This is a genomic window from Mesorhizobium sp. WSM3860 (assembly GCF_002294995.1).
In the GTDB taxonomy this organism is placed as follows: Bacteria; Pseudomonadota; Alphaproteobacteria; order Rhizobiales; family Rhizobiaceae; genus Mesorhizobium.
Map to the genome: position 1 here is coordinate 69,219 of NZ_NSGF01000013.1, position 23,201 is coordinate 92,419.

General features: G+C 64.5%; 22 protein-coding genes and 1 pseudogene. 13 read left to right on the top strand and 10 right to left on the bottom strand.

Annotated elements, in window-relative coordinates:
* The first annotated feature begins 2 nt into the window (after positions 1 to 2).
* The 5 genes from CK220_RS32535 to CK220_RS20290 all read left to right on the top strand — a co-directional run bounded on the left by CK220_RS32535 (position 3) and on the right by CK220_RS20290 (position 3,483).
* Positions 3 to 224: a hypothetical protein gene (locus CK220_RS32535; protein ID WP_245429295.1), complete on the top strand. Its 222-nt coding sequence runs from the start codon at positions 3 to 5 to the stop codon at positions 222 to 224.
* The gene (locus tag CK220_RS32540; RefSeq protein ID WP_245429297.1) at positions 199 to 483 is read left to right on the top strand and encodes a cupin domain-containing protein; all 285 of its coding nucleotides are present in this window, start codon (positions 199 to 201) and stop codon (positions 481 to 483) included. The genes CK220_RS32535 and CK220_RS32540 overlap by 26 nt, the downstream gene beginning before the upstream one ends.
* A 151-nt stretch (positions 484 to 634) precedes the next feature.
* Positions 635 to 2,032 carry a class II fumarate hydratase gene (gene fumC / locus CK220_RS20280; RefSeq protein WP_095813229.1) on the top strand — a complete coding sequence of 466 codons (1,398 nt, stop codon included), beginning with the start codon at positions 635 to 637 and terminating at the stop codon, positions 2,030 to 2,032.
* Between the two features lie 410 nt (positions 2,033 to 2,442).
* Positions 2,443 to 2,865, top strand: a complete 423-nt coding sequence (locus CK220_RS20285) for a DoxX family protein (protein WP_095813230.1) — start codon at positions 2,443 to 2,445, stop codon at positions 2,863 to 2,865.
* Positions 2,866 to 3,060: 195 nt separating this feature from the next.
* On the top strand, positions 3,061 to 3,483 hold the full coding sequence (locus CK220_RS20290) for a DoxX family protein (protein WP_095813344.1): 423 nt from the start codon (positions 3,061 to 3,063) through the stop codon (positions 3,481 to 3,483).
* A gap of 4 nt (positions 3,484 to 3,487) precedes the next feature.
* Here CK220_RS20290 and ppx read toward each other — a convergent pair whose 3' ends face one another.
* Together ppx and CK220_RS20300 are read right to left on the bottom strand one after the other, a co-directional pair.
* Positions 3,488 to 5,023, bottom strand: coding sequence for an exopolyphosphatase (ppx, locus tag CK220_RS20295; RefSeq protein ID WP_095813231.1), 1,536 nt, complete (start codon positions 5,021 to 5,023; stop codon positions 3,488 to 3,490).
* Positions 5,020 to 7,215, bottom strand: coding sequence for an RNA degradosome polyphosphate kinase (locus CK220_RS20300; protein WP_095813232.1), 2,196 nt, complete (start codon positions 7,213 to 7,215; stop codon positions 5,020 to 5,022). The genes ppx and CK220_RS20300 overlap by 4 nt, the downstream gene beginning before the upstream one ends.
* 239 nt (positions 7,216 to 7,454) lie before the next feature.
* On the opposite strand from CK220_RS20300, the gene CK220_RS20305 reads away from it, so the two are divergent.
* Positions 7,455 to 7,700 (top strand): zinc-finger domain-containing protein, encoded by a 246-nt coding sequence (locus CK220_RS20305; RefSeq protein WP_066997164.1) that lies wholly within the window; start codon positions 7,455 to 7,457, stop codon positions 7,698 to 7,700.
* 27 nt (positions 7,701 to 7,727) lie between these two features.
* Positions 7,728 to 8,963 (top strand): FAD-dependent monooxygenase, encoded by a 1,236-nt coding sequence (locus CK220_RS20310; RefSeq protein WP_095813233.1) that lies wholly within the window; start codon positions 7,728 to 7,730, stop codon positions 8,961 to 8,963.
* Positions 8,964 to 9,253: 290 nt separating this feature from the next.
* On the opposite strand, the gene CK220_RS20320 is transcribed toward CK220_RS20310, so the two are convergent.
* The 4 genes from CK220_RS20320 to CK220_RS20335 form a co-directional block, all read right to left on the bottom strand.
* The gene (locus CK220_RS20320) at positions 9,254 to 10,057 is read right to left on the bottom strand and encodes an amino acid ABC transporter ATP-binding protein (protein WP_066997155.1); all 804 of its coding nucleotides are present in this window, start codon (positions 10,055 to 10,057) and stop codon (positions 9,254 to 9,256) included.
* Between the two features lie 15 nt (positions 10,058 to 10,072).
* Complete coding sequence (locus CK220_RS20325) at positions 10,073 to 11,230, bottom strand: amino acid ABC transporter permease (RefSeq protein WP_095813234.1); 1,158 nt, start codon at positions 11,228 to 11,230, stop codon at positions 10,073 to 10,075.
* Positions 11,231 to 11,234: 4 nt separating this feature from the next.
* Positions 11,235 to 12,422: an amino acid ABC transporter permease gene (locus CK220_RS20330; protein WP_095813235.1), complete on the bottom strand. Its 1,188-nt coding sequence runs from the start codon at positions 12,420 to 12,422 to the stop codon at positions 11,235 to 11,237.
* A gap of 62 nt (positions 12,423 to 12,484) precedes the next feature.
* A complete protein-coding gene (locus tag CK220_RS20335; RefSeq protein ID WP_095813236.1) occupies positions 12,485 to 13,513 on the bottom strand; it encodes an amino acid ABC transporter substrate-binding protein in 1,029 nt (342 codons plus the stop codon).
* A 556-nt stretch (positions 13,514 to 14,069) separates the two neighbouring features.
* On the opposite strand from CK220_RS20335, the gene CK220_RS20340 reads away from it, so the two are divergent.
* From CK220_RS20340 to CK220_RS20360, 5 genes are all read left to right on the top strand, one after another.
* Positions 14,070 to 15,242 carry a cystathionine beta-lyase gene (locus CK220_RS20340; RefSeq protein WP_095813237.1) on the top strand — a complete coding sequence of 391 codons (1,173 nt, stop codon included), beginning with the start codon at positions 14,070 to 14,072 and terminating at the stop codon, positions 15,240 to 15,242.
* 227 nt (positions 15,243 to 15,469) lie between these two features.
* Positions 15,470 to 16,555 (top strand): HPP family protein, encoded by a 1,086-nt coding sequence (locus tag CK220_RS20345; RefSeq protein ID WP_095813238.1) that lies wholly within the window; start codon positions 15,470 to 15,472, stop codon positions 16,553 to 16,555.
* A gap of 91 nt (positions 16,556 to 16,646) precedes the next feature.
* The gene (locus tag CK220_RS20350) at positions 16,647 to 17,345 is read left to right on the top strand and encodes an RNA polymerase sigma factor (protein WP_095813239.1); all 699 of its coding nucleotides are present in this window, start codon (positions 16,647 to 16,649) and stop codon (positions 17,343 to 17,345) included.
* 337 nt (positions 17,346 to 17,682) lie between these two features.
* Positions 17,683 to 18,207, top strand: coding sequence for a DUF4142 domain-containing protein (locus tag CK220_RS20355; protein WP_095813345.1), 525 nt, complete (start codon positions 17,683 to 17,685; stop codon positions 18,205 to 18,207).
* On the top strand, positions 18,204 to 18,518 hold the full coding sequence (locus tag CK220_RS20360; RefSeq protein ID WP_095813240.1) for a cupredoxin family copper-binding protein: 315 nt from the start codon (positions 18,204 to 18,206) through the stop codon (positions 18,516 to 18,518). Before CK220_RS20355 ends, CK220_RS20360 begins: the two co-directional genes overlap by 4 nt.
* Here the strand turns inward: CK220_RS20360 and CK220_RS32545 are convergent.
* A pseudogene (locus CK220_RS32545) lies at positions 18,515 to 18,655 on the bottom strand (enoyl-CoA hydratase); the annotation flags it as partial. The gene CK220_RS20360 and the pseudogene CK220_RS32545 sit on opposite strands and share 4 nt — an antisense overlap.
* Positions 18,656 to 18,853: 198 nt before the next feature.
* Here CK220_RS32545 and CK220_RS20370 point away from each other — a divergent pair.
* The gene (locus CK220_RS20370) at positions 18,854 to 19,435 is read left to right on the top strand and encodes a TetR/AcrR family transcriptional regulator (RefSeq protein ID WP_095813241.1); all 582 of its coding nucleotides are present in this window, start codon (positions 18,854 to 18,856) and stop codon (positions 19,433 to 19,435) included.
* Between the two features lie 40 nt (positions 19,436 to 19,475).
* Here the strand turns inward: CK220_RS20370 and CK220_RS20375 are convergent, their stop codons facing one another.
* The 3 genes from CK220_RS20375 to CK220_RS20385 form a co-directional block, all read right to left on the bottom strand.
* Positions 19,476 to 20,369 carry a LysR family transcriptional regulator gene (locus tag CK220_RS20375; protein WP_245429299.1) on the bottom strand — a complete coding sequence of 298 codons (894 nt, stop codon included), beginning with the start codon at positions 20,367 to 20,369 and terminating at the stop codon, positions 19,476 to 19,478.
* 99 nt (positions 20,370 to 20,468) lie between these two features.
* A complete protein-coding gene (locus CK220_RS20380) occupies positions 20,469 to 21,578 on the bottom strand; it encodes a branched-chain amino acid ABC transporter substrate-binding protein (protein ID WP_176479148.1) in 1,110 nt (369 codons plus the stop codon).
* A 95-nt stretch (positions 21,579 to 21,673) separates the two neighbouring features.
* Positions 21,674 to 22,996 (bottom strand): aminotransferase class I/II-fold pyridoxal phosphate-dependent enzyme, encoded by a 1,323-nt coding sequence (locus CK220_RS20385; RefSeq protein WP_095813243.1) that lies wholly within the window; start codon positions 22,994 to 22,996, stop codon positions 21,674 to 21,676.
* Positions 22,997 to 23,201: the final 205 nt, after the last annotated feature.

Consider the following 23,201-nt stretch of genomic DNA (forward strand, 5'->3'; position numbering starts at 1 on the left):
TCATGACAATGATCAACCGGACCATCGCAGGCAAGGAACTCCTTTGGTTCAACAACACGCTCGTCGCCATCCAGGTCTCGTCGGCCGACGGCGAGGACGGCATCTGCGTCATCGGGCATCGCCTGCCCTATGGCGACTCCCCGCCGCTGCATCTGCACCGCAATGAGGACGAGGTGTTTCACATCCTCGAAGGACAAAATGCGTTTCCAGATCAACGGCCATGAGCGCGTCGTCGGCGCGGGCGAAACCGTCATCGCGCCGAAAGGCCTGCCGCATACATACAGGGTCGACTCCGCTGAGGGCGCGCGCACGCTCACCGTCACGCGCGGCTCGGATTTCGAGACGATGGTCCGCCTGGCGAGCCGCCCAGCCGAACGGCCGGACCTGCCGCAGCCGGGGGCGCCAACGCCGGAGATGATCGCGACGCTGACGAGACTCTGCGCCGAGTACGGCATCGACATTGTTGGGCCGCCGATGGGGTGAGAAACACTCCCTTCTCCCCTTGTACTTCTTGTGGGAGAAGGAAGAGGCACCCCTTCAACCGATTTGCATCTTCTCGCCCCCAATCTCCGCTTGATGCCATTTGTGCAACGCGATACGCCCTTGCGCAAAATCGACAGACCGGAGATTTCCCGTGAGCGCTGAGAAGACCAGAACCGAAACCGATACATTCGGTCCCATCGAGGTCGCGGCCGACCGCTACTGGGGCGCGCAGGCGCAGCGTTCGCTCGGCAATTTCAAGATCGGTTGGGAAAAGCAGCCGGCCTCGATCGTGCGCGCGCTTGGCATCGTCAAGCGCGCCGCGGCCGAAGTGAATATGGAAATGAAGCGGCTCGACCCGACCGTCGGCAAGGCCATCGTGGACGCCGCGCAGGAAGTGATCGACGGCAAGCTCAACGACCATTTCCCGCTGGTGGTCTGGCAGACCGGCTCGGGCACGCAATCCAACATGAATGCCAATGAAGTGATCTCCAACCGGGCCATCGAGATGCTCGGCGGCGTGATGGGCTCCAAAAAGCCCGTGCACCCGAATGACCACGTCAATATGAGCCAGTCGTCGAACGACACCTATCCGACGGCCATGCACATCGCCTGTGCCGAGCGGGTCGCGCATCACCTGATCCCAGCGCTCCACCATCTGCACAAGGCGCTCGGCGCCAAAGCCCGCGCCTTCAACCACATCATCAAGATCGGCCGCACCCACACGCAGGACGCCACGCCGCTGACGCTCGGCCAGGAATTTTCCGGCTATGCCGCGCAGGTCGCCTCGTCGATCAAGCGCATCGAGCAGACGCTGCCCGGTCTGCAGGAACTGGCGCAGGGCGGCACTGCCGTCGGCACCGGCCTCAACGCGCCGGTCGGCTTTGCGGAAAAGGTGGCGGACCGGATCGCTGCCATCACCGGCATCGCTTTCGTCACGGCGCCGAACAAGTTCGAGGCGCTTGCCGCGCATGATTCCATGGTGTTCTCGCATGGCGCGATCAATGCGGCGGCGGCGGCGCTCTTCAAGATCGCCAACGACATCCGCCTGCTCGGTTCCGGCCCGCGCTCTGGCCTCGGCGAACTGTCGCTGCCGGAAAACGAGCCGGGCTCGTCGATCATGCCGGGCAAGGTCAACCCGACGCAGTGCGAGGCGCTGACGCAAGTGTGCGTGCAGGTGTTCGGCAACAATGCGGCGCTCACCTTCGCCGGCAGCCAGGGCCATTTCGAGCTCAACGTCTACAACCCGCTGATGGCCTACAACTTCCTGCAGTCGGTGCAGCTGCTCGCCGACGCTTCCGTCTCCTTCACCGACAATTGCGTCGTCGGCATCGAGGCGCGGGAAGACAACATCAAGGCGGCGCTCGAGCGCTCGCTGATGCTGGTGACGGCGCTCGCCCCCACCATCGGCTACGACAACGCCGCCAAGATCGCCAAGACCGCGCACAAGAAGGGCACCACGCTGCGCGAGGAAGCTCTCGCCACCGGGCTGGTCAGCGAGGCCGATTACGACCGGCTGGTGCGGCCCGAGGACATGACGCATCCGGGGTAAGCATTTGGCACGAGGGCAGGCTGCGGCGGCCACGCAACTTCGTCATTCCCAGGGGGAAGCAGCCGCGAAGCGGCGTCGCGAAGACCCTGGGATCCATGCCGGTACCTCGGGCATGGAGCACAGCGGAGCAGAACCTGCACCGCGGCGGCGGTTTTGATGTCGCGGCATGGATCCTCGGGTCTCCGCCGCGTCGCTTCGCTCCTTGCTTCGCCCGTGGATGACGAAGCGAAAGGGATTTTGCGACAGCACAATTTCCTCCTTCAACGCAATCCGCCGACATAATTTTCGCGCGCGCCCGCCGATGCCGGAAACATCCACCCTGTGAACAATGTGTCGCCACATAAGCGGCTTTGGTGAACAGTCTTCGTCGTCTATCTGACTGGGCATTCAAACCCATTCGGAGACTCGCCATGTCCATCAACACTTCCGCCGCTGCTGCCGGCGCCGCGTCCAACAGCTCGACCACGATCCTGCTCGGCCGCATCCTGCTTGCCGTCATCTTCCTGCTTTCCGGCTTCGGCAAGCTCACCGCCATTTCCGGGACCGCTGGCTATTTCGGCGCCCTCGGTTTGCCTGTGCCGACCGTGACGGCCGTTGTCGTCGGCCTGATCGAGCTGCTCGGCGGTCTTGCCATTCTCGTCGGTTTCCAGACGCGGATCGCTGCCTGGGTGCTCGCCATCTTCACGATCGCCACCGGGCTGGTCGCTCATACCGGCTGGGCCGATCAGATGCAGATGATTCAGTTCCTCAAGAACCTCGCCATCACCGGCGGCTTCATCCTGCTCGCCTCCTCGGGTGCCGGCGCCTACTCGATCGACGCCAAGCGCGGCTGATCTTTTTCCTTCCAGACTGAAATCGCTTATTTTACGCAATTCCGGACGGAAAACCGTTACACTTTTCCTGGAATTGCTTGTTCCTCCCAAACTGAAACGAATGCGGCGCGGAATTTTCCGCGCCGCTTTTTCGTTTCCCGGTTGCAGGCGTAGACTGCGTTGGCGGCCGGCATGATGCCGGCAAGGGAGGTGGCCATGAACCGCAACGCGTTGCTTCTCGTCTCGCGGCTGCTCCTTGGCGCGCTCTTCGTGCCCTCGGGCTTCCAGGTGCTGACCAACATAGCCGGCACGATCAATTACTTCACCGGCCTCGGCCTGCCGCTACCGACCTTGGCTGCCTGGGGCACCGGCCTGTTCGAGCTGATCGCCGGACTTTTGATCCTTGTAGGTTTTCAGACGCGGATCGCGGCGCTGCTGCTTGCCGCCTTCACTGTCGTCGCCGGCTTCATCGGCCATTTCGGCCAGGGCAGCGAGGATGCGACTTTAGCCTTCATGCACCAGCAGATGCTGATGAAGGACATCGCCATTGCCGGCGGCTTCCTGGCGCTCGCCATGGCCGGCGCGGGCGCATGGTCGGCCGACGGCCGCCCCTTCGGCATCGGTGCCGAGATCACCTGATCGGTCACTTAACGGAAATGCTTGGCCCGCCCTCGACCGCCAGCACCAGCCGGCGGTTAGTGATGCGCGCGAGCTGCGCCAGCCGGCCGGCCGGGCGCTCGCCATAGAGGTTGGAGAGCGCCGCCGGCAGCACCAGCGCAAGCGCGCCGTTGCCGCGACTTTCCCATTTCAGCCTCGGCATGACGCCGGGCATCGCCGCCGTCAGAAGGTAGACGACACGCATCATCGCCGCCAGCGCGCGGGCGCGCTCGAGCATGCGCGGCGGCGCCAGGGTCTTGATCTCGGGCGCGATTGAATCGTTGAAGATGCCGTCATGGCGGTAGGCGTTGGTCAGGGCCAGATAGGCGCGGCCAGGATGGTCGACGCCGATGAAGGACGCATGCGCGATGATGTTGAGCGACTGCCGGCCGCGATATTCGGGATGCGCGCGCCAGCCGATATCGGCAAGCAGGCAGGCGGCGTGGCGGTAGCGCGCCTCATCCACGGTCTCGTCGATGCCGAAGGCCTTGAAGGCCTTGTCCGTCCATTCGACCAGGTCATGCGCGTGATGGACCGAGCGCGAGCGCAGCAGCGCCAGTTCCTCCGCCGCCGAGATCAGCGGATCGGCTTTCTGCTCGGCGGCGTCGAGCAGTGAATAGAGGAAGCCCTCGCGCACGCCCTGCGCCGAGACGACGATCTTCGAGGGCTGCATCGCCGCCATGATTTCCTGCAGCACGACCGCACCGTAAGGCAGCAGCGAGCGGCGGTTCTTGGAGACGCCTTCAATGCCCTTGACCTTCTCGACCTCGCCCTTGGCCACCTGCCGGAGGAAGTTCAGGGCGCTGTCGGCGGCGATCTCGTAATGATGCATGACGCCGAGCGGGTAGTTGGTCATCTCCATATGCAGCCGGGCGAGGTTTCGCCAGGTGCCGCCGACGGCGTAGAACACCCTGCCCTGCCCGCCCTTCAAGAGCTTCGCCCGCGCGAGTTCCTGGCGCGCTATCCTCTGCGCCTGGACGAGCGAGTTCTTTGCCATGTCCTGCAGGCGCAGGCCGCCGAGCGGCAGCGTGATGCCGTCGCCGATCGCTTCGCCGTTGACGTCGACAAGTTCCAGGCTGCCGCCGCCAAGGTCGCCCGCGATGCCGTTGGCCGGATAGAAGCCGGAAATGATGCCGAGCGCCGAATAATGCGCTTCCTGCCGGCCGGAGAGCACGCGGATTTCGGTCTTCAGCACATCCTCGGCGCGGTGGATGAAGTCCGGGCCGTTGACCGCCTCGCGCGCGGCCGCGGTCGCCAGCACATACATATGCTCGGCACCCGCCTGATCCGAAAGCGCGCGAAAACGGCGGAACTCCTCCATCGAGCGCGTCACCGCCTCGGGATCGAGCTTGCCCGTCGAAACGATGCCGCGGCCGAGGCCGGCCAGCATCTTTTCGTTGAACAGCATCGTCGGCGAGCGCGCCAGCCCTTCATAGACGACGAGGCGGATCGAGTTCGATCCGATGTCGATGATCGACAGCGGCCGCCGGTCCTGCAGCCGGCCCTGGGAGACTGAAATCACGCGGCGCCGTTCTTCTTGCGGCGCTTGAACTGGGCAATGCGCCTGGGCGCATGCGATTTCAGCGCGTCACCCCGTCCGGAAAGGCTCGGATTGGTCATGAAATATTCCTGCGCGTTGAACGGTTCCTCCCCCTCCTCGAGCGCGGCGCGCCGCGAGGTGCCATCAGCCAATACGTCGAAACTTTGCTGATTGTCCATGATGTTGCCGAGCATGATCTGGCCAAGCACCTGTTCATGCACAGTCGGGTTGGTGATCGGCACCAGGGTCTCGACGCGGCGGTCGAGATTGCGCGGCATAATATCGGCCGAGGAGATGTAGACGATCGCCTCGTCGGACGGCAGACCGTGGCCGTTGCCGAAGCAGAAGATGCGGCTGTGCTCGAGGAAGCGGCCGACGATCGACTTCACCCTGATGTTCTCGGAAAGACCCGGCACCTGCGGCCTCAGGCAGCAGATGCCGCGCACGACGAGATCGATCTCGACGCCGGCGCGGCTGGCGTCATAGAGAGCGTCGATGACGGTCGGATCGACGAGCGCGTTCATCTTCATCCAGATACGGGCCGGCCTGCCCTCGAGCGCATGGGCGGCCTCCTCGGCGATGTGCCTCATGATGCGGTCGCGCAGCGTGAACGGCGACACCGCAAGACGCATTTCCTCGGCAGGCTCGGCGTAGCCGGTGATGAAGTTGAAGATCTGCGCGACATCGCGCGCGATCGTCGGGTCGGTGGTGAAGAAGGACAGGTCGGTGTAGATGCGGGCGGTGACCGGATGGTAGTTGCCGGTGCCGAGATGCACGTAGTTGCGCAGCCGGCCGTCCTCGCGGCGGACCACCAGCGACATCTTGGCGTGGGTCTTCAACTCCAGGAAGCCGAACACGACCTGGACGCCGGCGCGCTCGAGGTCGCGCGCCCAGCGGATATTCGCCTCTTCATCGAAGCGAGCCTTGAGCTCGACCAGCGCGGTCACCGACTTGCCGGCCTCCGCCGCGTCGATCAACGCCCGGACGATCGGGCTGTCGTTCGAGGTGCGGTAGAGCGTCTGCTTGATGGCGACGACTTCCGGATCGGCCGCCGCCTGGCGCAGGAACTGCACCACGACGTCGAAGGATTCGTAGGGGTGGTGGACGATGATGTCCTTCTCGCGGATGGCGGCCAGGCAGTCGCCGCCATGCTCGCGGATGCGCTCGGGAAAGCGCGGGTTGTAAGGCGTGAATTTGAGGTCGTCGCGCGGGATGGCCACGATCTCGGAGATCTGGTTGAGCGCCAGCGGCCCGGTGAGCACGCTGATGCGGCTCGACGATACTCCGAGCTCGCCGGCGACGAAGTCGCGCAACTCGGGCGGCATCAGCGTATCGAATTCGATGCGGATGACGGAGCCGCGGCGGCGGCGCTTCAGCGCCGTCTCGAACAGGCGCACAAGGTCTTCCGACTCCTCCTCGACCTCGATGTCGCTGTCGCGGATGATGCGGAACGTGCCCGAGCCCTTGACCTCGTATCCAGGGAAGAGTTTGCCGATATAGAGGCCGACCGCTTCTTCCAGCGGGATGAAGCGGACATGGTGCTTGCGGTCGGGCAGACGGATGAAACGCCGTAGCGCCACCGGCAAGCGCAAGAGCGCGCTCATCTCCTCGCCGTTCTTGCGGTGGCGCAGCTGCAGCGCCATCGAGAAACCGAGATTGGGGATGAACGGGAACGGGTGCGCCGGGTCGATCGACAGCGGCGTCAGCACCGGGAAAACCTGATCCTGGAAATGCTCCTCCAGCCAGGCCTTCTCGTCCTTGGTCAGACCGTCGCGGGGGATGCTTTCGATGCCTTCCTTGTTGAGCAGCTCCATCAGGGTCGACAGGCTCTTCTGCTGGTCTTCCTGCAGGCGCTCGACCTCGCGCAGCAATTGCTCCAACTGCTGCTCGGGCGTGCGGCCGTCCGGGCTCTTCAGCGCAATGCCCTCGCGCACCTGACCGGCGAGGCCGGCGACGCGCACCATGAAGAACTCGTCGAGATTTGCGGCCGAGATCGACAGGAAGCGGACGCGCTCGAGCAGCGGGTGATGCTCGTTCAGCGATTCCTCGAGCACCCGGCGGTTGAACTGCAGCCAGGAAAACTCGCGGTTGACGAAACGGTCTGGATTGCCGCCGTCCGGGCTCGCCGCCTCGACGGTGATGAACTCGCTCTGCACCGGCTTCAGTTCGTTCATGGTTCCCGCTCTTGCCCACAACGTCGTTCTTTGAGCGCCATACGCCGCCGGACGCGCTATGCACGCTCTAACACGCTTTTATGACGCATGATGTCACGGAATCGCTTCGTTTCCGGGCTCATGCGCTTAACCGGCTCAACTTATCCTCTGCCAGGCTTTTGCGACAGTTTCATTTCATCGATCTTGCAAACCGGCCGGTTATGATCCAGATGCAAACGGCCGAACTGAAGGAGACGACGATGGCAGGCGGTACCATTCCCCATTTCCAGAACGACGCGGGCCATCCGGCGATCGATATCGGCGTCAAGGAATTCATGTGCACCGGCGCCAACCCGCCTTTCGACCATCCGCATGTATTCCTCGACATGGGCGACGACAATGAAAAGGTCTGCCCTTACTGCTCGACGCTCTATCGCTATTCGCCGAAGCTGAAGGCGACGGAAACCGAGCCTGCCGGCTGCCTCTATATCGATCAAGCCGCCTGATCGCAGATCATGAGTGACCGCTAGACGATGAACGAGGCGCGGTCCCGGCAGGTCGTCATCGCCGGGGCCGGCATCGCCGGATTGACGGCAGCTCTTGCCTTTGCCGAACACGGCCATGCCGTCACCGTGCTGGAACAGGCCAGCCAGCTCGAAGCGGTGGGCGCCGGCATCCAGCTTTCCCCCAACGCGACCCACATTCTCAGCCGGCTCGGCGCGCTCGACCGGTTGCGGCCGAGCGCGATCAGGCCCGAAGCGGTGGTGCTGATGGACGCCGCCACCTTGCGCGAACTGGCGCGCGTGCCGCTCGGCCAGACCGGCGAAGATCGCTGGGGCGCGCCCTATCTGGTGGCCCACCGCGCCGACCTGCAGGCGGCGCTGACGGCGCATGTAACGGAGCATCCCGAGATCCAACTCGTCACCGGTGCGCGGGTGACGGACGTCACTGTTCAGCCGCAAAACATCGCCGTCACCGCCGAAACGGATGGCGTCGGCCTCAAGGCCGCCGGAGGCCTGCTGATCGGCGCCGACGGCGTCTGGTCGTCGGTTCGCAGGCTGCTTGCGGACCGAGAGCCGGCTTTCGGGAAGGAGCGCTTCTCGGGCGAGTTGGCCTGGCGCGCTACGGCGGCAGCGACAAGCGCCGCCGGCCAGGCTTTTGCAGCGATCGCCGCCGGCGACTGCGTCACCGCCTTGCTCCATCCCGGCTTCCATATGGTCGCCTATCCGGTGAGCGAGGGCAGCGCCTTCAACCTCGCCGCCTTCACCAGAGGCGAGCGCATCGCCGAAGGCTGGTCAGGCCATGCCGACCCCGCCATTCTTGCCGGCGCCATGCGCGGCACGTCGCCCGCGCTGGCAAGGCTTGTCGCGCTCGCCGGCCCATGGACGGCGTTTCCGATCCACACGGTCGAGCAGGCGCGCTGGACGATGCCGGATGGCGTTGCCCTGATCGGAGACGCGGCGCACGCCATGACCCCGTTCGCGGCGCAGGGCGCGGCGATGGCGATCGAGGATGCCTCGACGCTCGCCGGCTTGGTCGCCGAGTTCGGCGGCGATCCGCGGCAGAACCTCACCACATGGGAAAATCTCAGGCGCCCGCGCATCGAAAAGGTGCTCAGACGCGGCGCGCTCAACCGCCTGGCCTGGCACGCATGGGGCCCCGTGGCGATCGCGCGCAACTTGGTGCTGGCGACGCGGCCGGCCGAGAAGCTCGCGGCGGATATGGACTGGCTCTATGGGTGGGAGCAGCAGAAGGTTGTGAGGCGCTGAGAAGCTTTTAAAAGCCACCAGAAACTGGATATGCTGGCGGGACAGTGCCCCCCTCTGGCCTGCCGGCCATCTCCCCCACAAGGGGGGAGATTGGCAGCTTTGGCGCTCCGCTCTTTCCGGCAACGTCGGCGATTGGCGAAAGCCGGCGTGACGTCTGATCTCCCCCCTTGTGGGGGAGATGTCCGGCAGGACAGAGGGGGGCGCGAAGGAACGAGGCGCTTGCAAATTCTAACCGACACAAAAACCGGCCGCTTTCGCGGCCGGGCTTGGCAAATCTGAGTCCGATCCGCTCAGTGCAGGATCTGCGACAGGAACAGTTTCGTCCGCTCATGGCGCGGATTATCGAAGAACTCGGCCGGCGTGTTCTGCTCGACGATCTGGCCCTGGTCCATGAAGATCACCCGGTTGGCGACCTTGCGGGCAAAGCCCATCTCGTGGGTGACGCACAGCATGGTCATGCCTTCTTCGGCAAGGCCCACCATGGTCTCCAGCACTTCCTTGATCATTTCAGGGTCGAGCGCCGAGGTCGGCTCGTCGAACAGCATGATGCGCGGGTTCATGCAGAGCGAGCGGGCGATCGCCACGCGCTGCTGCTGGCCGCCGGAAAGCTGTCCAGGATATTTGTTGGCCTGTTCCGGGATCTTGACGCGCTTGAGGAAATGCATTGCGATTTCCTCGGCCTGCTTCTTCGGCGTCTTGCGCACCCAGATCGGCGCCAGCGTGCAGTTCTCCAGGATGGTCAGATGCGGGAACAGGTTGAAGTGCTGGAACACCATGCCGACCTCGCGACGCACCTCGTCGATCTTCTTCAGATCGTTGGTGAGTTCCTTGCCGTCGACGATGATCTTGCCCTTCTGGTGCTCTTCCAGGCGGTTGATGCAGCGGATCATGGTCGACTTGCCGGAGCCGGACGGACCGCAGATGACGATGCGCTCGCCGCGCATCACCTTGAGGTTGATGTCCTTCAGCACATGGAACTCGCCATACCATTTGTGCATGCCGACGATGTCGATGGCGACATCTGTCGTCGAGATGTGCATCTTCTTGGCATCGACCTTGAGGTCTTCCGCGCTGACGGCGTTTTCGGTGGCCATAGCCAGTTCCCCTTTTTATCGTTTGTAGCCGGTGTCCAGCCGGCGCTCGGTGTACATTGAATAGCGCGACATGCCGAAGCAGAACAGCCAGAACACGAAGGCGGCGAAGATCAGGCCGGACTTCGGGGTCTGCGGTGTCGCCCAGTTGGGGTCGGAGAAATTCTGCTTGACCACGCCCAGCAGGTCGAACATCGAGATGATGAGCACCAGGCTGGTGTCCTTGAACATGCCGATGAAGGTGTTGACGATGCCGGGAATGACCAGCTTCAAGGCCTGCGGCAACACGATCAGGCCCATCTTCTGCCAATAGCCGAGGCCAAGCGAATCGGCGCCCTCATACTGGCCCTTCGGGATCGCCTGCAGGCCGCCGCGCACCACTTCCGCCATATAGGCGGCCGCAAACAGCGACACGCCGATCAGCGCCCTGAGGTACTTGTCGAAGGTGACACCCTCGGGAAGGAAAAGCGGCAGCATGACGCTGGCGAAGAACAGCACGGTGATCAGCGGAATGCCGCGCACCGTCTCGATGAAGACGACGCAAAGCCATTTGACGATCGGCATCTGGGAGCGACGGCCGAGCGCCAGAGCGATGCCGAGCGGCAGCGACACGGCCATACCCACGAAGGAGAGACTGAGCGTCACCAGCAGCCCACCCCAGCGCGAGGTCTCGACATGCGGCAGGCCGAACACGCCGCCGACCAAAAGGAAGTGGGCGACGACCGGCAGCACGAGGAAGAGCAGGATGGCGTTCAGCCCCTTGCGCGGCACGCGCGGGATAAGCATGGGCACCAGCAGCACCACGAACAGGACGGCGACCAGGATAGGCCGCCAGCGTTCCTCGATGTGATAGGTGCCGAACATGAACTGGCCGAACTTGGCGTTGACGAAAGCCCAGCAGGCGCCGGTCCAGCCGTCGGGCTGGATGCCGCCTTGCGAGACGGTGGCGCAGACCGTGCGGTCCGGCCCGGTCCACTGCGCGTTTATGAAGGCCCAGTTGATGACCTGCGGCAGGATCCAGGCGACGATGGCGATGCCGAGGATGGTCAGGATCGTGTCGCCAACCGAGGCGACCAGGTTCTTGCGCACCCAGGCATAGGCGCCGCGCTCGCCGGGAGGCGCCGGCTGCGCCAGCGTCATCTCGGTGCGCACCCAGGACATGTCGTGTTCCTGCATGGCTCTACCTCTCCACCAGCGCCATTCTGGCGTTCACCACGTTCATCACCGCGGAGGTGACGAGGCTCAGCACCAGATAGGCGATCATCATGAGAAACACGCCCTCGACCGCCTGGCCGGTCTGGTTGAGCACCGTGCCGGCGGTGGCGGTGAGATCGGGGTAGCCGATGGCGATCGCCAGCGAGGAGTTCTTGGTGAGATTCAGATACTGGCTGGTGAGCGGCGGGATGACGATGCGCATCGCCTGCGGGATCACCACCAGGCGCAGAATCGGGCCGGAACGCAGGCCGAGTGCAGCCGCCGCTTCGCTCTGGCCTTTGCTGACGCCCTTGATGCCGGCGCGCACGATCTCGGCGATGAAGGCGGCCGTGTAGAAGGAAAGCGCCAGCAGGAGCGACAGGAACTCAGGCTTGATCTGAAATCCGCCTGTCAAATTGAAGGTCGACTGCTTCGGGAAGTCGAAAGTAAGCGGCATGCCGGCGAGCAGGAAGGCGAGCACGGGCAGTCCGACGATCAGGCCGACCGAGGTCCAGAACACCGGAAATTGCTGGCCGGTGGCCATCTGCCGCTGGCGCGCCCGGTGGGCGACAAACCACGCCATGGCGAGCCCCACGACGAAAGCGACCAGAACCAGCCAGGAGCCGTCGCCCCAGACACCGCGCGGAAAATAGAAGCCGCGCTGGTTGAGGAAGGAGCCGAACGGCAGGTGATAGCTTTCGCGCGGCGGCGGCAGTACCGCGAGCACGCCCGAATACCAGAAGAAGATGACCAGCAGCGGCGGGATATTGCGGAAGATCTCGACATAGACCGTGCAGATCTTACGGATCAGCCAATTTTGCGACAGCCGGCCGATGCCAATGATGAAGCCGACTATGGTGGCGAGGACAATGCCGGCGGCGGCAACGATGATTGTGTTGAGCAGGCCGACGATAAGCGCACGGCCATAGGTCGCGTCCGACGTGTAGGCAATCGGCGTGTCGGAGATATCGAAACCGGCCCTGTTCCTGAGGAACTGGAAGCCTGAGGCGATGTGAAGGCGCTGGAGGTTCTCGATGACGTTGTTGACGATCCACCAGATCGAAACGAACAGAACAATCACGACCAGCGTCTGAAAGAACAGGGCCCGTATTTTCGGGTCATTGATGAAGGAGCCGCGACCCGGCTCCTGCCGAAGGATTTCCTGCGAAGCCATAGACGATCCCCTGGAAAGAGAAACCGGGAGGCAGACGACCTGCCTCCCGGATCACGTTTCAATCAGCGGACGGGCGGACCATATTGCAGGCCGCCCTTGGTCCACAGCGCGTTGATGCCGCGCGCGATCTTGAGCGGGCTGCCCGCGCCGACATTGCGCTCGAACATTTCGCCATAGTTGCCGACAGCCTTGATGATGTTGACAACCCAGTCGTTGGAGAGACCGAGATCGGCGCCGTACTTGCCGTCGGGTTCAGTGCCGAGGAGCCGCTGGATGTTCGGGTCGGTCGAGGTCTTCATCTCATCGACATTCGCCTGCGTGATGCCGGCTTCCTCGGCATTGAGCAGCGCGAAATACGTCCACCGCGCGATATGGGCCCACTGATCGTCGCCCTGGCGCACGGCCGGGCCGAGCGGCTCCTTGGAAATGATCTCGGGCAGCACGACGTGGTCGGCGGGCGAGGACAGCGTCAGACGGATGCCGTAGAGGCCGGACTGGTCGGTGGTGTAGGCGTCGCAGCGGCCGGAGTCGTAGGCGGCATTGACCTCTTCCAGCTTCTCGAACACGACGGGGTTGTACTCCATCTTGTTCTTCTTGAAGTAATCGGCGAGGTTGAGCTCCGTCGTGGTGCCGCTCTGCACGCAGACGGCGGCGCCCGAAAGCTGCAGCGCGGAGTTCACCCCCGGCAGCTTCTTGGCGTTGATCATGAAGCCCTGGCCGTCATAGTAGGTGACGCCGACAAAATCCAGGCCGAGCGCGCTGTCGCGGTTGCTCGTCCAGGTGGTGTTGCGCGAGAGGATGTCGATCTCGCCGGACTGCAGCGCAGTGAAACGCTCCTTCGCGCTGAGCGGCGTGAACTTGACCTTGGAGCCGTCACCAAAGACGGCGGCCGCAACGGCGCGGCAGAAATCCGCATCGATGCCCTTCCAGTCGCCCTTGTCGTCCGGCGCCGAAAAGCCGGCGAGGCCGGTCGAGACGCCGCACTGAATGAAGCCCTTCTGCTTGACGGTGTCGAGCGTGCCGGCCGAAGCGGCGGACGCCATGAGCCCGAGCGCGGCAGCGCCAAACATGCCCAATGCAATATGTTTCATGACCCACAGACCCTTTTCTGTTACAGGCGCCCCTAATTGCAGGCGACGCTTGATCTTTTTTCGTTTGTGAATGCAGCTCCCACTTAGGTCCGCTCCCGGACCCGCATCGTTTCGCCGATGCACTGCCTCCCATTCACGAAACGCATCGAAGGCGATTATTCCTGTGAGGTCAAGGGAAATGACCGAATTGCGACACGTTTGAAAACCGATTGCCGCAAATGCCCGAATTGCAGCCAAAAGCGCCCGCAAATCGGTCAAGAGCTGCAACGGGACCGGCAAGTCCGGCGCCATGGAAATTTTGGACGTTACCTGAACTCCCGCCTCTTACTACTGTTGCTGCCAATGGAAGGACTGGCATGATTCCTAGCGAAGAACGGGACGCCAGGCTGTCTCTGGCGCATCTTCGTCGCAGGCCTGCAAAGGGCACAAACGATGAGCCGGCGATCTGTCATTTGGCCCATCCAAACACCGCCGCTTGGCGGGTTCGCAGCGGTTGCGCGACCAATTCCCCCGCTCTATGGCTGAGCCTCTGACACATTGCGACGAGCGACGAACTATGGCGACAGACGGCAGCAACCTCGGCATCAACACGCGGCTTGCCCATTCCGGCAACGACCCGCGCGACTATTTCGGCTTCGTCAATCCGCCGGTCGTGCATGCCTCGACGGTGCTTTACCCCGACGCCGCCTCGATGGCCTCGCGCAGCCAGAAATACACCTACGGCACGCGCGGCACGCCGACCATGGATGCGCTCACGCTCGCCGTCGATGCGCTGGAAGGCTCGGCCGGCACGATCGCCGTGCCGTCGGGCCTGGCTGCGGTGACGATTCCCCTGCTCACCTTCGTCTCGGCCGGCGATCATCTTTTGATCGTTGATTCGGTCTATCACCCGACACGGAATTTCGCCGATACCATGCTGAAGCGGCTCGGCATCGATGTCGAGTATTACGATCCGCGCATCGGCGCCGGCATCGCTTCGCTGATCAAGCCCAACACCAAGGTGGTGTTCACCGAGTCGCCGGGATCGAACACCTATGAGGTGCAGGACATTCCGGCGATTGCCAAGGCCGCCCATGCGGCAAACGCCATTGTCATGATGGACAACACCTGGGCGACGCCGCTCTACTTCAAGCCGCTCGATTACGGCGTCGACATCTCGATCCATGCTGCAACCAAATACCCGGCCGGCCATTCGGACGTGCTGCTCGGCCTGGTCTCGGCCAATGACGCTAGCTGGAAGCAGCTCTATGAAGGGTTCTGCACGCTGGGCTGCTGTTCGGGCCCGGACGATATCTACCAGACGCTGCGCGGCTTGCGCACCATGGGGGTGAGGCTGGAGCATCACCAGAGGAGCGCGCTCGAAATCGCGCGCTGGCTGGAGGAGCAGCCGGGCGTTGCGCAGGTGCTGCATCCGGCGCTGCCGAGCCATCCCGACCATGCGCTCTGGAAGCGCGATTTCTGCGGCTCGAGCGGCGTCTTTTCGATCGTTCTGAATGGCGGCGGACAGAAGGCGCAGCACGCCTTCCTCGATGCGCTGACCATCTTCGGCCTCGGCTATTCCTGGGGCGGCTATGAGAGCCTTGCCGTGCCGGTTTTCCTCGGCGACCGCACCATCGCCAAGGGCGCCTATTCCGGGCCGCTGATCCGCCTGCAGATCGGGCTGGAAGATGTCGAGGACCTCAAGGCGGACATCTCGCGCGGGCTCAAGGCGGCGGCCGAAGCCGGATGACGAGCCAGGTGCTTACGAATCGAGTCCGAAAACGGCCGTAACCCGTTGGCGCGATTGAGAAGGTAGAGGCCGCTGGCAGCATGGCGCCCGGGCCGCCTCAGCAATAATATTCTTTCCGGCCGCAAACATACGGATTGATTTGGCTTCCAAATCCGTGGCTTCGGCGGCATTGCGGGCGACGCAAATTCCGCCATCGACAATTCAAGCCATTCGACCTGGGGCCTGCCATGGCATTCCGCCTCTTCGTTCCGATCCTTGCCGGCGCGACACTGCGCGAGCGACTGCTTGCCTGCATCGGCGCGACCATCGGCATCGCGCTGACCGGCGTGATCAGCGGGCTCGCCATGGGCAACGGGCCGCATGTGGCCATGCTGGTGGCACCGATGGGCGCGTCCGCCGTGCTGCTCTTTGCCGTGCCCTCGAGCCCGCTGGCGCAGCCTTGGTCGATCATCGGCGGCAACACGATCTCGGCGCTGGTCGGCGTCACGGTGGCGCATTTCGTGCACAACCCGGTGATCGCCTCCGGTCTCGCCGTGGCGCTGGCGATCGCCGCCATGTCGTTCACGCGCTCGCTGCATCCGCCGGGCGGTGCCGCAGCCCTCACCGGCGTGCTTGGCGGGCCGGCGGTGATCAGCGCCGGCTTCCTGTTTCCGTTTGTGCCGGTGGCGCTGAACTCGATCATATTGGTGACGCTCGGCTTCCTGTTCCACAAGCTGTCGCGGCGCAATTATCCGCATGTGCATCAGCCCGCCGCCAACAGCCACGGCACCGCCGACCGGCCGCCGGCGGAGCGCGTCGGCTTCCGGCCGGAGGATGTCGATGCTGCCCTTGCGGCACTCGACGAGACCTTCGACATAGACCGTGACGACATCGAAAGGCTGCTGCGCCAGGTCGAGCTGCAGGCGATGGTGCGCACTCACCGCACGCTGCTCTGCCGGGACATTATGTCCCGCGACGTGATCTCGGTGTCGGAGAACGCCACCGCCGACGAGGCGCGCAAGCAGCTTCTCGACCACAATATCCGCACCTTGCCGGTGGTCGACGCCGAGGCGAGGCTGGTCGGCGCCGTCGGCCTGCGCGAGTTGACGCAAGCGACCGACACCGTGAAGGGCGTGATGTCGAAGGCCGGCACGGCCTCGCCCGAGACACCGGCGATGAGCCTGCTGCCGCTGCTGACCGACGGGCGCAGCCATGCGGTGGTGATCGTCGACGAGGGTGGGCATATTCTCGGCCTCATTACCCAGACCGATCTGCTGGCGGCCGCCGCCCGCGCGCAGGCTGCAGACAGGCCGCCGCTGAAAGCTGTAGCATAGCGTTCGACAGGATCTCGAAAGTCCGGGAACCTTTTGCCGGCAGGCGCGTCCAATTGCCCGGATGCAACGCCTGTTGGGAGATTGGGGCGCGATGACGAAGTCAGCAAGGCAGGCCGCCGCGGTTTCGGCGGCGGAGGCCGGCGAGATGGCGCTGGTGCGCCGGGCGCTGGCACGGGACCCGGGCGCCTTTCTCCTGATCATCAAGACGCACAACCAGCGGCTCTACCGGATCGCGCGCGGCGTGGTGCGCAACGACGCCGAAGCCGAGGACATCGTGCAGGAAGCCTATATGCGCGCCTTCGCCAGCCTCGACAGCTTCCGCGGCGATGCCTCGCTCTCGACCTGGCTGTCGCGCATCGTGATCAACGAGGCGCTCGGCCGGCTGCGCAAGAAAAAGCGCATCGTGGCGATGCCTGAAAACCCTGAGGCGCAGATCATCCGGTTTCCCCTGAACCCAAGCGACTTGAACCCTGGCGACGATCCGGAGCGGACAATGGCGCAGCGGCAGATCCTAGGGCTTGTCGAGCGGGCGACCGACAGCCTTCCCGACGTCTATCGCACCGTCTTCGTCGCCCGCGTCATCGAAGGCCTCAGCATCGAAGAGACCGCCGAGTTGCTGGGCATCAGGCCGGAAACGGTGAAGACCAGGCTGCACCGGGCGCGTGCCTTGGTGCGCAAGGCGCTGGACGACGAGATCGGCCCGGTGCTGCTCGACGCTTTTCCTTTCGCCGGCCGCCGCTGCGAGCGGCTGACGCAGGCGGTGATGAAGCGGCTGGGATTCGGGGGCTGACGGTTCGTCGGGGCTACCTGATCAACGCTGGCGGGACAGCGCCCCCCTCTGGCCTGCCGGCCATCTCCCCCACTTTGGGGGGAGATTGGCTGTCATCGCGGCTTTCGCAAATCGCCGACGTTGCAGGTTGAGCGAGGCGCCAAAGCCACCGATCTCCCCCCTCGTGGGGGAGATGTCCGGCAGGACAGAGGGGGGCGCGAAGGAACTCGACGCTGTAGTGCTAGCTCCTCGAATGCCGCGACGAAATACGTCAGGAACGTTTCGCCCTCTCCCGCATCCAATGCCCGTCAACCCAAAACAAGCCCGAGGCCTCACGCCGCCGGGCGAAGGAGATGCCATGTTTATCCGACCGACCGCAGCCCTCGCCGCCTTCCTCCTCGTCAGCGCAGCGCCGCTGGCTGAGGCCGCCGAGAAGCCGACCGACCCGCAGATCGCCCATATCGCCTATACGGCCGGCGTGCTCGACATCGAGGCGGCGAAGCTGGCGATCAAGAAGTCGAAAACCAAGGAGGTCGTCGACTTTGCCAAGGATATGGAGCGCGACCACGAGGCGGTGAACAAGCAGGCTCTGGACCTGGTGAAGAAGCTGAAGGTGAAGCCGGAAGACAACGCCACCAGCCAGGCGCTGACCAAGGCGGCGAAGGACGAGCGCGCCAAGCTGGCGAAGCTGAAGGGCACTGCCTTCGACAAGGCGTATATCGAGAACGAAGTGGCCTATCACAAGCAGGTCAACGGAGCGCTCGAAACCCTGCTCATTCCTTCGGCCAGCAATGCCGAGCTGAAGAGCCTGCTGGAGACCGGCCTGAAAATCTTCCAGGGGCATGAGCAGCATGCCGAGCATGTCGCCGGCACGCTGAAATGAGGGCGGCCGCGTTATCGCTGCTCGGCTCGCTGGCGCTGGCGCTTGTCGCTTCGCCGGCGCTCGCCGCCACCATCGAGGTGACGATCGACAGGCTGGTCTACTCGCCGGCGAGCGTCGAGGCCAGGGTCGGCGACACGATCGAGTGGGTGAACAAGGATGTCATCGCCCACACCGCGACGGTGAAGGGCGGCTGGGAGGTGATGATCCCGCCGAAGTCGAAAGGCAGGATCACGCTCAGCCGAGCGGGCGCGGTTGATTATTTCTGCCGTCTCCACCCCAACATGAAGGGTCACCTCAACGTGGCGCCCTAATCCCCCGCCGGGTCGAGCTGAAGCGAGGCGCGCCGCGCCTCGCTCAGCCGGGTGACGTGCGTCCATGAGCCGTCATAGATGGGCCGGCGCCGCTCGATCCAGGCGCTGAGCCCTTCGCCGAGGTCGGCGGTCGGGGCGGTTGAGCGTCAGCATCGCGACGCGGTGGCGGATTTCGCAAAGCACGGGCTCGGTCATAGTGTTCTCCTTAGCCGTTCGTTTTTCTCTGCAATTCCGAACGAAAACCGCTGCGCATGTCCTGGAATTGCTCTGTGGAACGGCTGCAAGGGACCAGCTTCCGGCTTGTGTGTATATTCACTAGTCGGTATACTTGACGGATGACCGAGAAGCCCAATCCAACCAGAAAACGCCTCGTCGACGCGGCGGCAAAACTCTTCTATGCCGAAGGCATCGGCCGCGTCAGCGTCGATGCCGTGGCGGAAAAAGCGGGGCTGACCAAGCGCACGCTCTACTACCACTTCAAGAGCAAGGACGAGCTGATCACGGCCTATCTCGACAGCCGCGACCAGCCGAACCTCAAGCAGATGGCCGGCTGGTTCGAGGCGGCGCAAGGCGGCGCGGACAAGAAGGTCGTGGCGATCTTCACTCATCTGGCGCGCGTGGCGCGGCACGTCAAATGGAAGGGCTGCGGCTTCCTACGCACGGCCGCCGAACTCGCCGCGATGCCTGGACATCCGGCGGTGAAGGCCGGCTCGCGCCATAAGAGCAATTTCGAGAAATGGCTGGCGGGCGAGCTTGCGAGCCATGGCGTGCGCGAGCCGAAGATGCTGGCGCGCGAGATCGTGCTTCTGATGGACGGCGCCTTTTCCAGCATGCTGATCCACCACGATCCCGACTACATCACGGCCGCCGGCCACGCCGCTGCGACGCTGGTGCGGGCGCGGATGGCAGCGGCGTAGACCTCGCCTAGCGTCTTGACCCCGTGGACCGCGACGGCGATCAGCCGCGCGGCGCCCCTTCCTCTGCCAGCAGCCAATCGATCATGGTGGCAGCCGGCGCGGGCGGACGGTCGGGCGCCAGGATCGAGAGCCCGAGACCGGTTTTAACGCGCCGCTCCGGAAACGGTGCCACCAGCAAGCCGGCGGCGAGAGCGCGCGACACCAGCGCCTCATGCCCCATCAGGACGCCGGCGCCGTCGACGGCGGCCTGCACAGCCATGCTGTAGAGCGAGAATTCGGAACCCGTCTCGATCGACGGGCCTTTCACGCCGGCGACTTCGAACCAAAGGCTCCAATCCTCCGTCCAGGTGGTGTCCCAGAGCAGGAGCTGCGAGGAAAGATCGGCCGGCGTCTTCAATTGCCTGGCCAGCGCCGGCGCGCAGACAGGAAAGATCACATCGTCACAGAGCTTGAAGGATCGGCCGGCGCCCGACCTGGTGAGGAAAATGGCAAGGTCGAAAGGCTCGCGCCGGAAGTCCGGCGGCTCTTCCAGCGCATGGATGGAGGGGCGCAGCGTCGGATGCGCCGCGCGCAAGGCCGGCAGCCGCGGCGCCAGCCAGAGCTGCGCGATCGAAGGCAATGCCGCGACGCTGACCTGCGGCCGGGGCGCCGAGACGCGCAACTCCTGGACGGCGAGCCCCAAGGCGTCGAAGGCGGTGGAAAACGAGGGTAGCGCCGAACGTCCGGCCTCGGTGAGGTGCAGGCCTTGCGCGTGGCGCACGAAGAGCGGAGAGCCTAGCCAAGCCTCCAGCGCCTTCACCTGATGCGAGACAGCGGCGGGCGTCACGCCGAGTTCGTCCGCCGCCTTGGCGAAGCTTTCATGGCGTGCCGCCGCCTCGAAGGCCCTGAGGGCGTTCAGCGGCGGCATGCGCGGTCGCGGCGGATTGACGGCCATATGCGGCTTTCCCGATGCCGCGCCGCCTGCCATGACGGCGCGGTAATGCTTCGAGCGAAAGAGCGGCGACCGCCTGCGCTCGCCTCCAGGACCTCAGGTCTATTTGAGGGCCACCGGAGTGAGCTTGCCGTCGACCTTTCGCCACTCAAATACGACGAAGCCCGGCTGCTTGATATCCCCTTTGTCGTCGTAGGAAATGGTGCCAAGCACGGTCGGGATAGCCGCTCCCGAATGGAGATACTCGGACGCAGCCTTCGCGTCGTCGACCTTGGCCTTGGCGATCGCCTCGGCGAGGATCTGGGTTGCGGCATAGGCATAGAGCGTGACGGCTTCAGTGGGCACATTCTTCGCCTTCAGGTCGGCGACCGCGTCTTTGGCTTCGGGAAAGCTCGCCGGGTCGGGGAAGGACGTCATCAGCGTGCCGGCCGCGCCATCGCCGCCGATGGCGCCGAACTCGCTGTTGGATATGCCGTCGCCGCCCATCAGGACCGTTTTGACGCCCTGGTCGTGCATCTGGCGCACGATGAGGCCGGCTTCCGTGTGCTGGCCGCCATAATAGACAAGGTCGGCGCCCGACGCCTTGATCTTCGCGACAAGCGCGCTGTAGTCCTTCTCGCCCGGGTTGATCTCCTCGTGCAGCACCTCCTTGCCGCCGCCGGCCTTGTAGGCCTTGGCCATCTCGTCGGCGAGGCCCTTGCCGGCCGTCGACTTGTCGTCGACGATGGCGACCTTCTTGCCCGCAAAACGCTCGAGCACGAATTTCGCGGCGATGATGCCCTGCTGGTCGTCGCGGCCGCAGGCCCGGAACGCATCCCATAGGCCGCGCTCAGTCACCATCGGGTTGGTGGCCGTGGGCGTGACGAAGAGCACGCCGTTTTCCGCGTAAATCTCCGAGGCCGGAATGGTGACTCCGGAATTGTAGTGGCCGACGACATAGTGCACGCCGTCCGCGACGAACTTGTTGGCGACCGACACGCCCTGCTTGGGGTCGGAGACGTCATCGCCGACCGAGACGCTGAGCTTTTGACCGAGCACGCCGCCATTGGCGTTTATGCGCTGGATCGCCGTCTCGACGCCGACGCGGTACTGCTCGCCATAGGCGGCGTTCGGCCCCGACATCGGGCCGGCGACGCCCAGCACGATATCCGCCCTGGCGACGCCGGCGGCGGTGGCGGCCATCAGGGCAGCAGTCATCAATCGCAGAATCATGCGCATGGTCATTCCCCTTTGTTGAAGACGGCGGGCTTCTCGCCCGCGGTCCCTTGTTTCTGAGAAGCGGGCTCCCTGCCCGCGGGTTCAGGCGCTCAGCTGACGAAATGAAGCTTCGTGAACCGCCGCCGGAATGCACTCACGTCGGCGGCGACATCCTCCATGGCATCGTTGCCGCGCAGTCCCCTGGCGATGAGCGCGGCAAGCTCGGGCATGTCCTTCTCCGTCATGCCCCAGCGCACGATCTCCGGGGTGCCGAAGCGCAGGCCGTTCATGTCGCCATCGACCGCCGTGACCGGCAAGCCGATGCCGCAAGTGAGGATGTTCGCACGCCTCAGCCGCTTCGCCGCCGCCTGGCCGCCGCCGAACTCCGCCGCCTCGATGGCGAACTGGTGCGAGGCGGTGTGACCCTTGGCGGTCGAGAACACCGGCAGGCCGCGCTCAGCCAGCGCGCTGGCCAGCGCCCTGGCGGTGCCGGCCATGGCAGCGGCATAGGCGCGGCCATGCGCCTTCCAGTCGAGCATCGTGATGGCCAGGGCGGCGGACTTGGCGGCATCGAAATTGGCGGTCATGCCGGGAAAGGCGATGCGGTCGAGTTTTTCGGCGATCTCGGCGTCGTTGGTGACGATCAGCCCGGAAGGCGGTCCGCCGAGGCTCTTGTAAGTGCTCATCGTCATCAGATGGGCACCCTCCTCCAGCGGCTGCTGCCAGGCATGTCCGGCGATCATGCCGCAGAGATGCGCGGCATCGAACAGCACCAGCGCACCGACCTCGTCGGCGATCGCCCTGATTTCCTGGATGGGATGCGGCAGCAGATTGAGGCTGCTGCCGATGGTGATCATCTTCGGCCTGATCCGAAGGGCAAGCGCGCGGAGCCTCTCGATATCGACCGTGTAGCCGTCGGCATCGACGGGCGCGGCATGGATCTCGAGCCCGTACAGACCGGCGCAGCCCGCCGTATGGTGCGTGACATGGCCGCCGATGGCCGGCGGCGGCGCGATGATGGCATCGCCCGCCCGCGCCGCGACCATGAAGGCGTAGAGATTGGCGATGGCGCCGGAAGGCACGCGGATTTCGGCATATTTCGCGCCGAAGACTTGCGCCGCGAGCTCGGCCGCGATGACCTCGATGCGCTCGACGCCCTCCAGCCCCATCTCGTATTTGTCGCCGGGATAGCCAAGCGACGGGCGCGAGCCGAGCCCGGCAGCAAGCGCGGCCTCTGCCTTCGGGTTCATGACGTTGGTCGCCGGATTGAGGTTGATGCAGTCGGCCTCGTGGATTTGCCGGTTGAGCGCGATGCCGCCCTCGATCGCGGCGAGCACGGCCTCGCTCCCCTGCCCGCACGTGGCCGTCGCCAGCGCCTGGATAAAATCCTCGCAATGGGCGGGAACCCAGGGCCTGCGGGCAAGAGCGGTCATCGAAGCCTCCCTGTTGCCGGATGCGATGTCCGGCTGTCATCAGGGCATGGTGGAGGCTTGGCCGGCCGGGCGCAAACGAGTAGTTCTAGCGGCTAGGCTTAGAAAATTTAGGGGTAGGAATTAGGGCAATGCGCCTGACTTAGGTGGTGCAATGCAGGAAGCGGATGGTCATTATAAGGAGAGTCTTTATAACGGTCGATCTGAT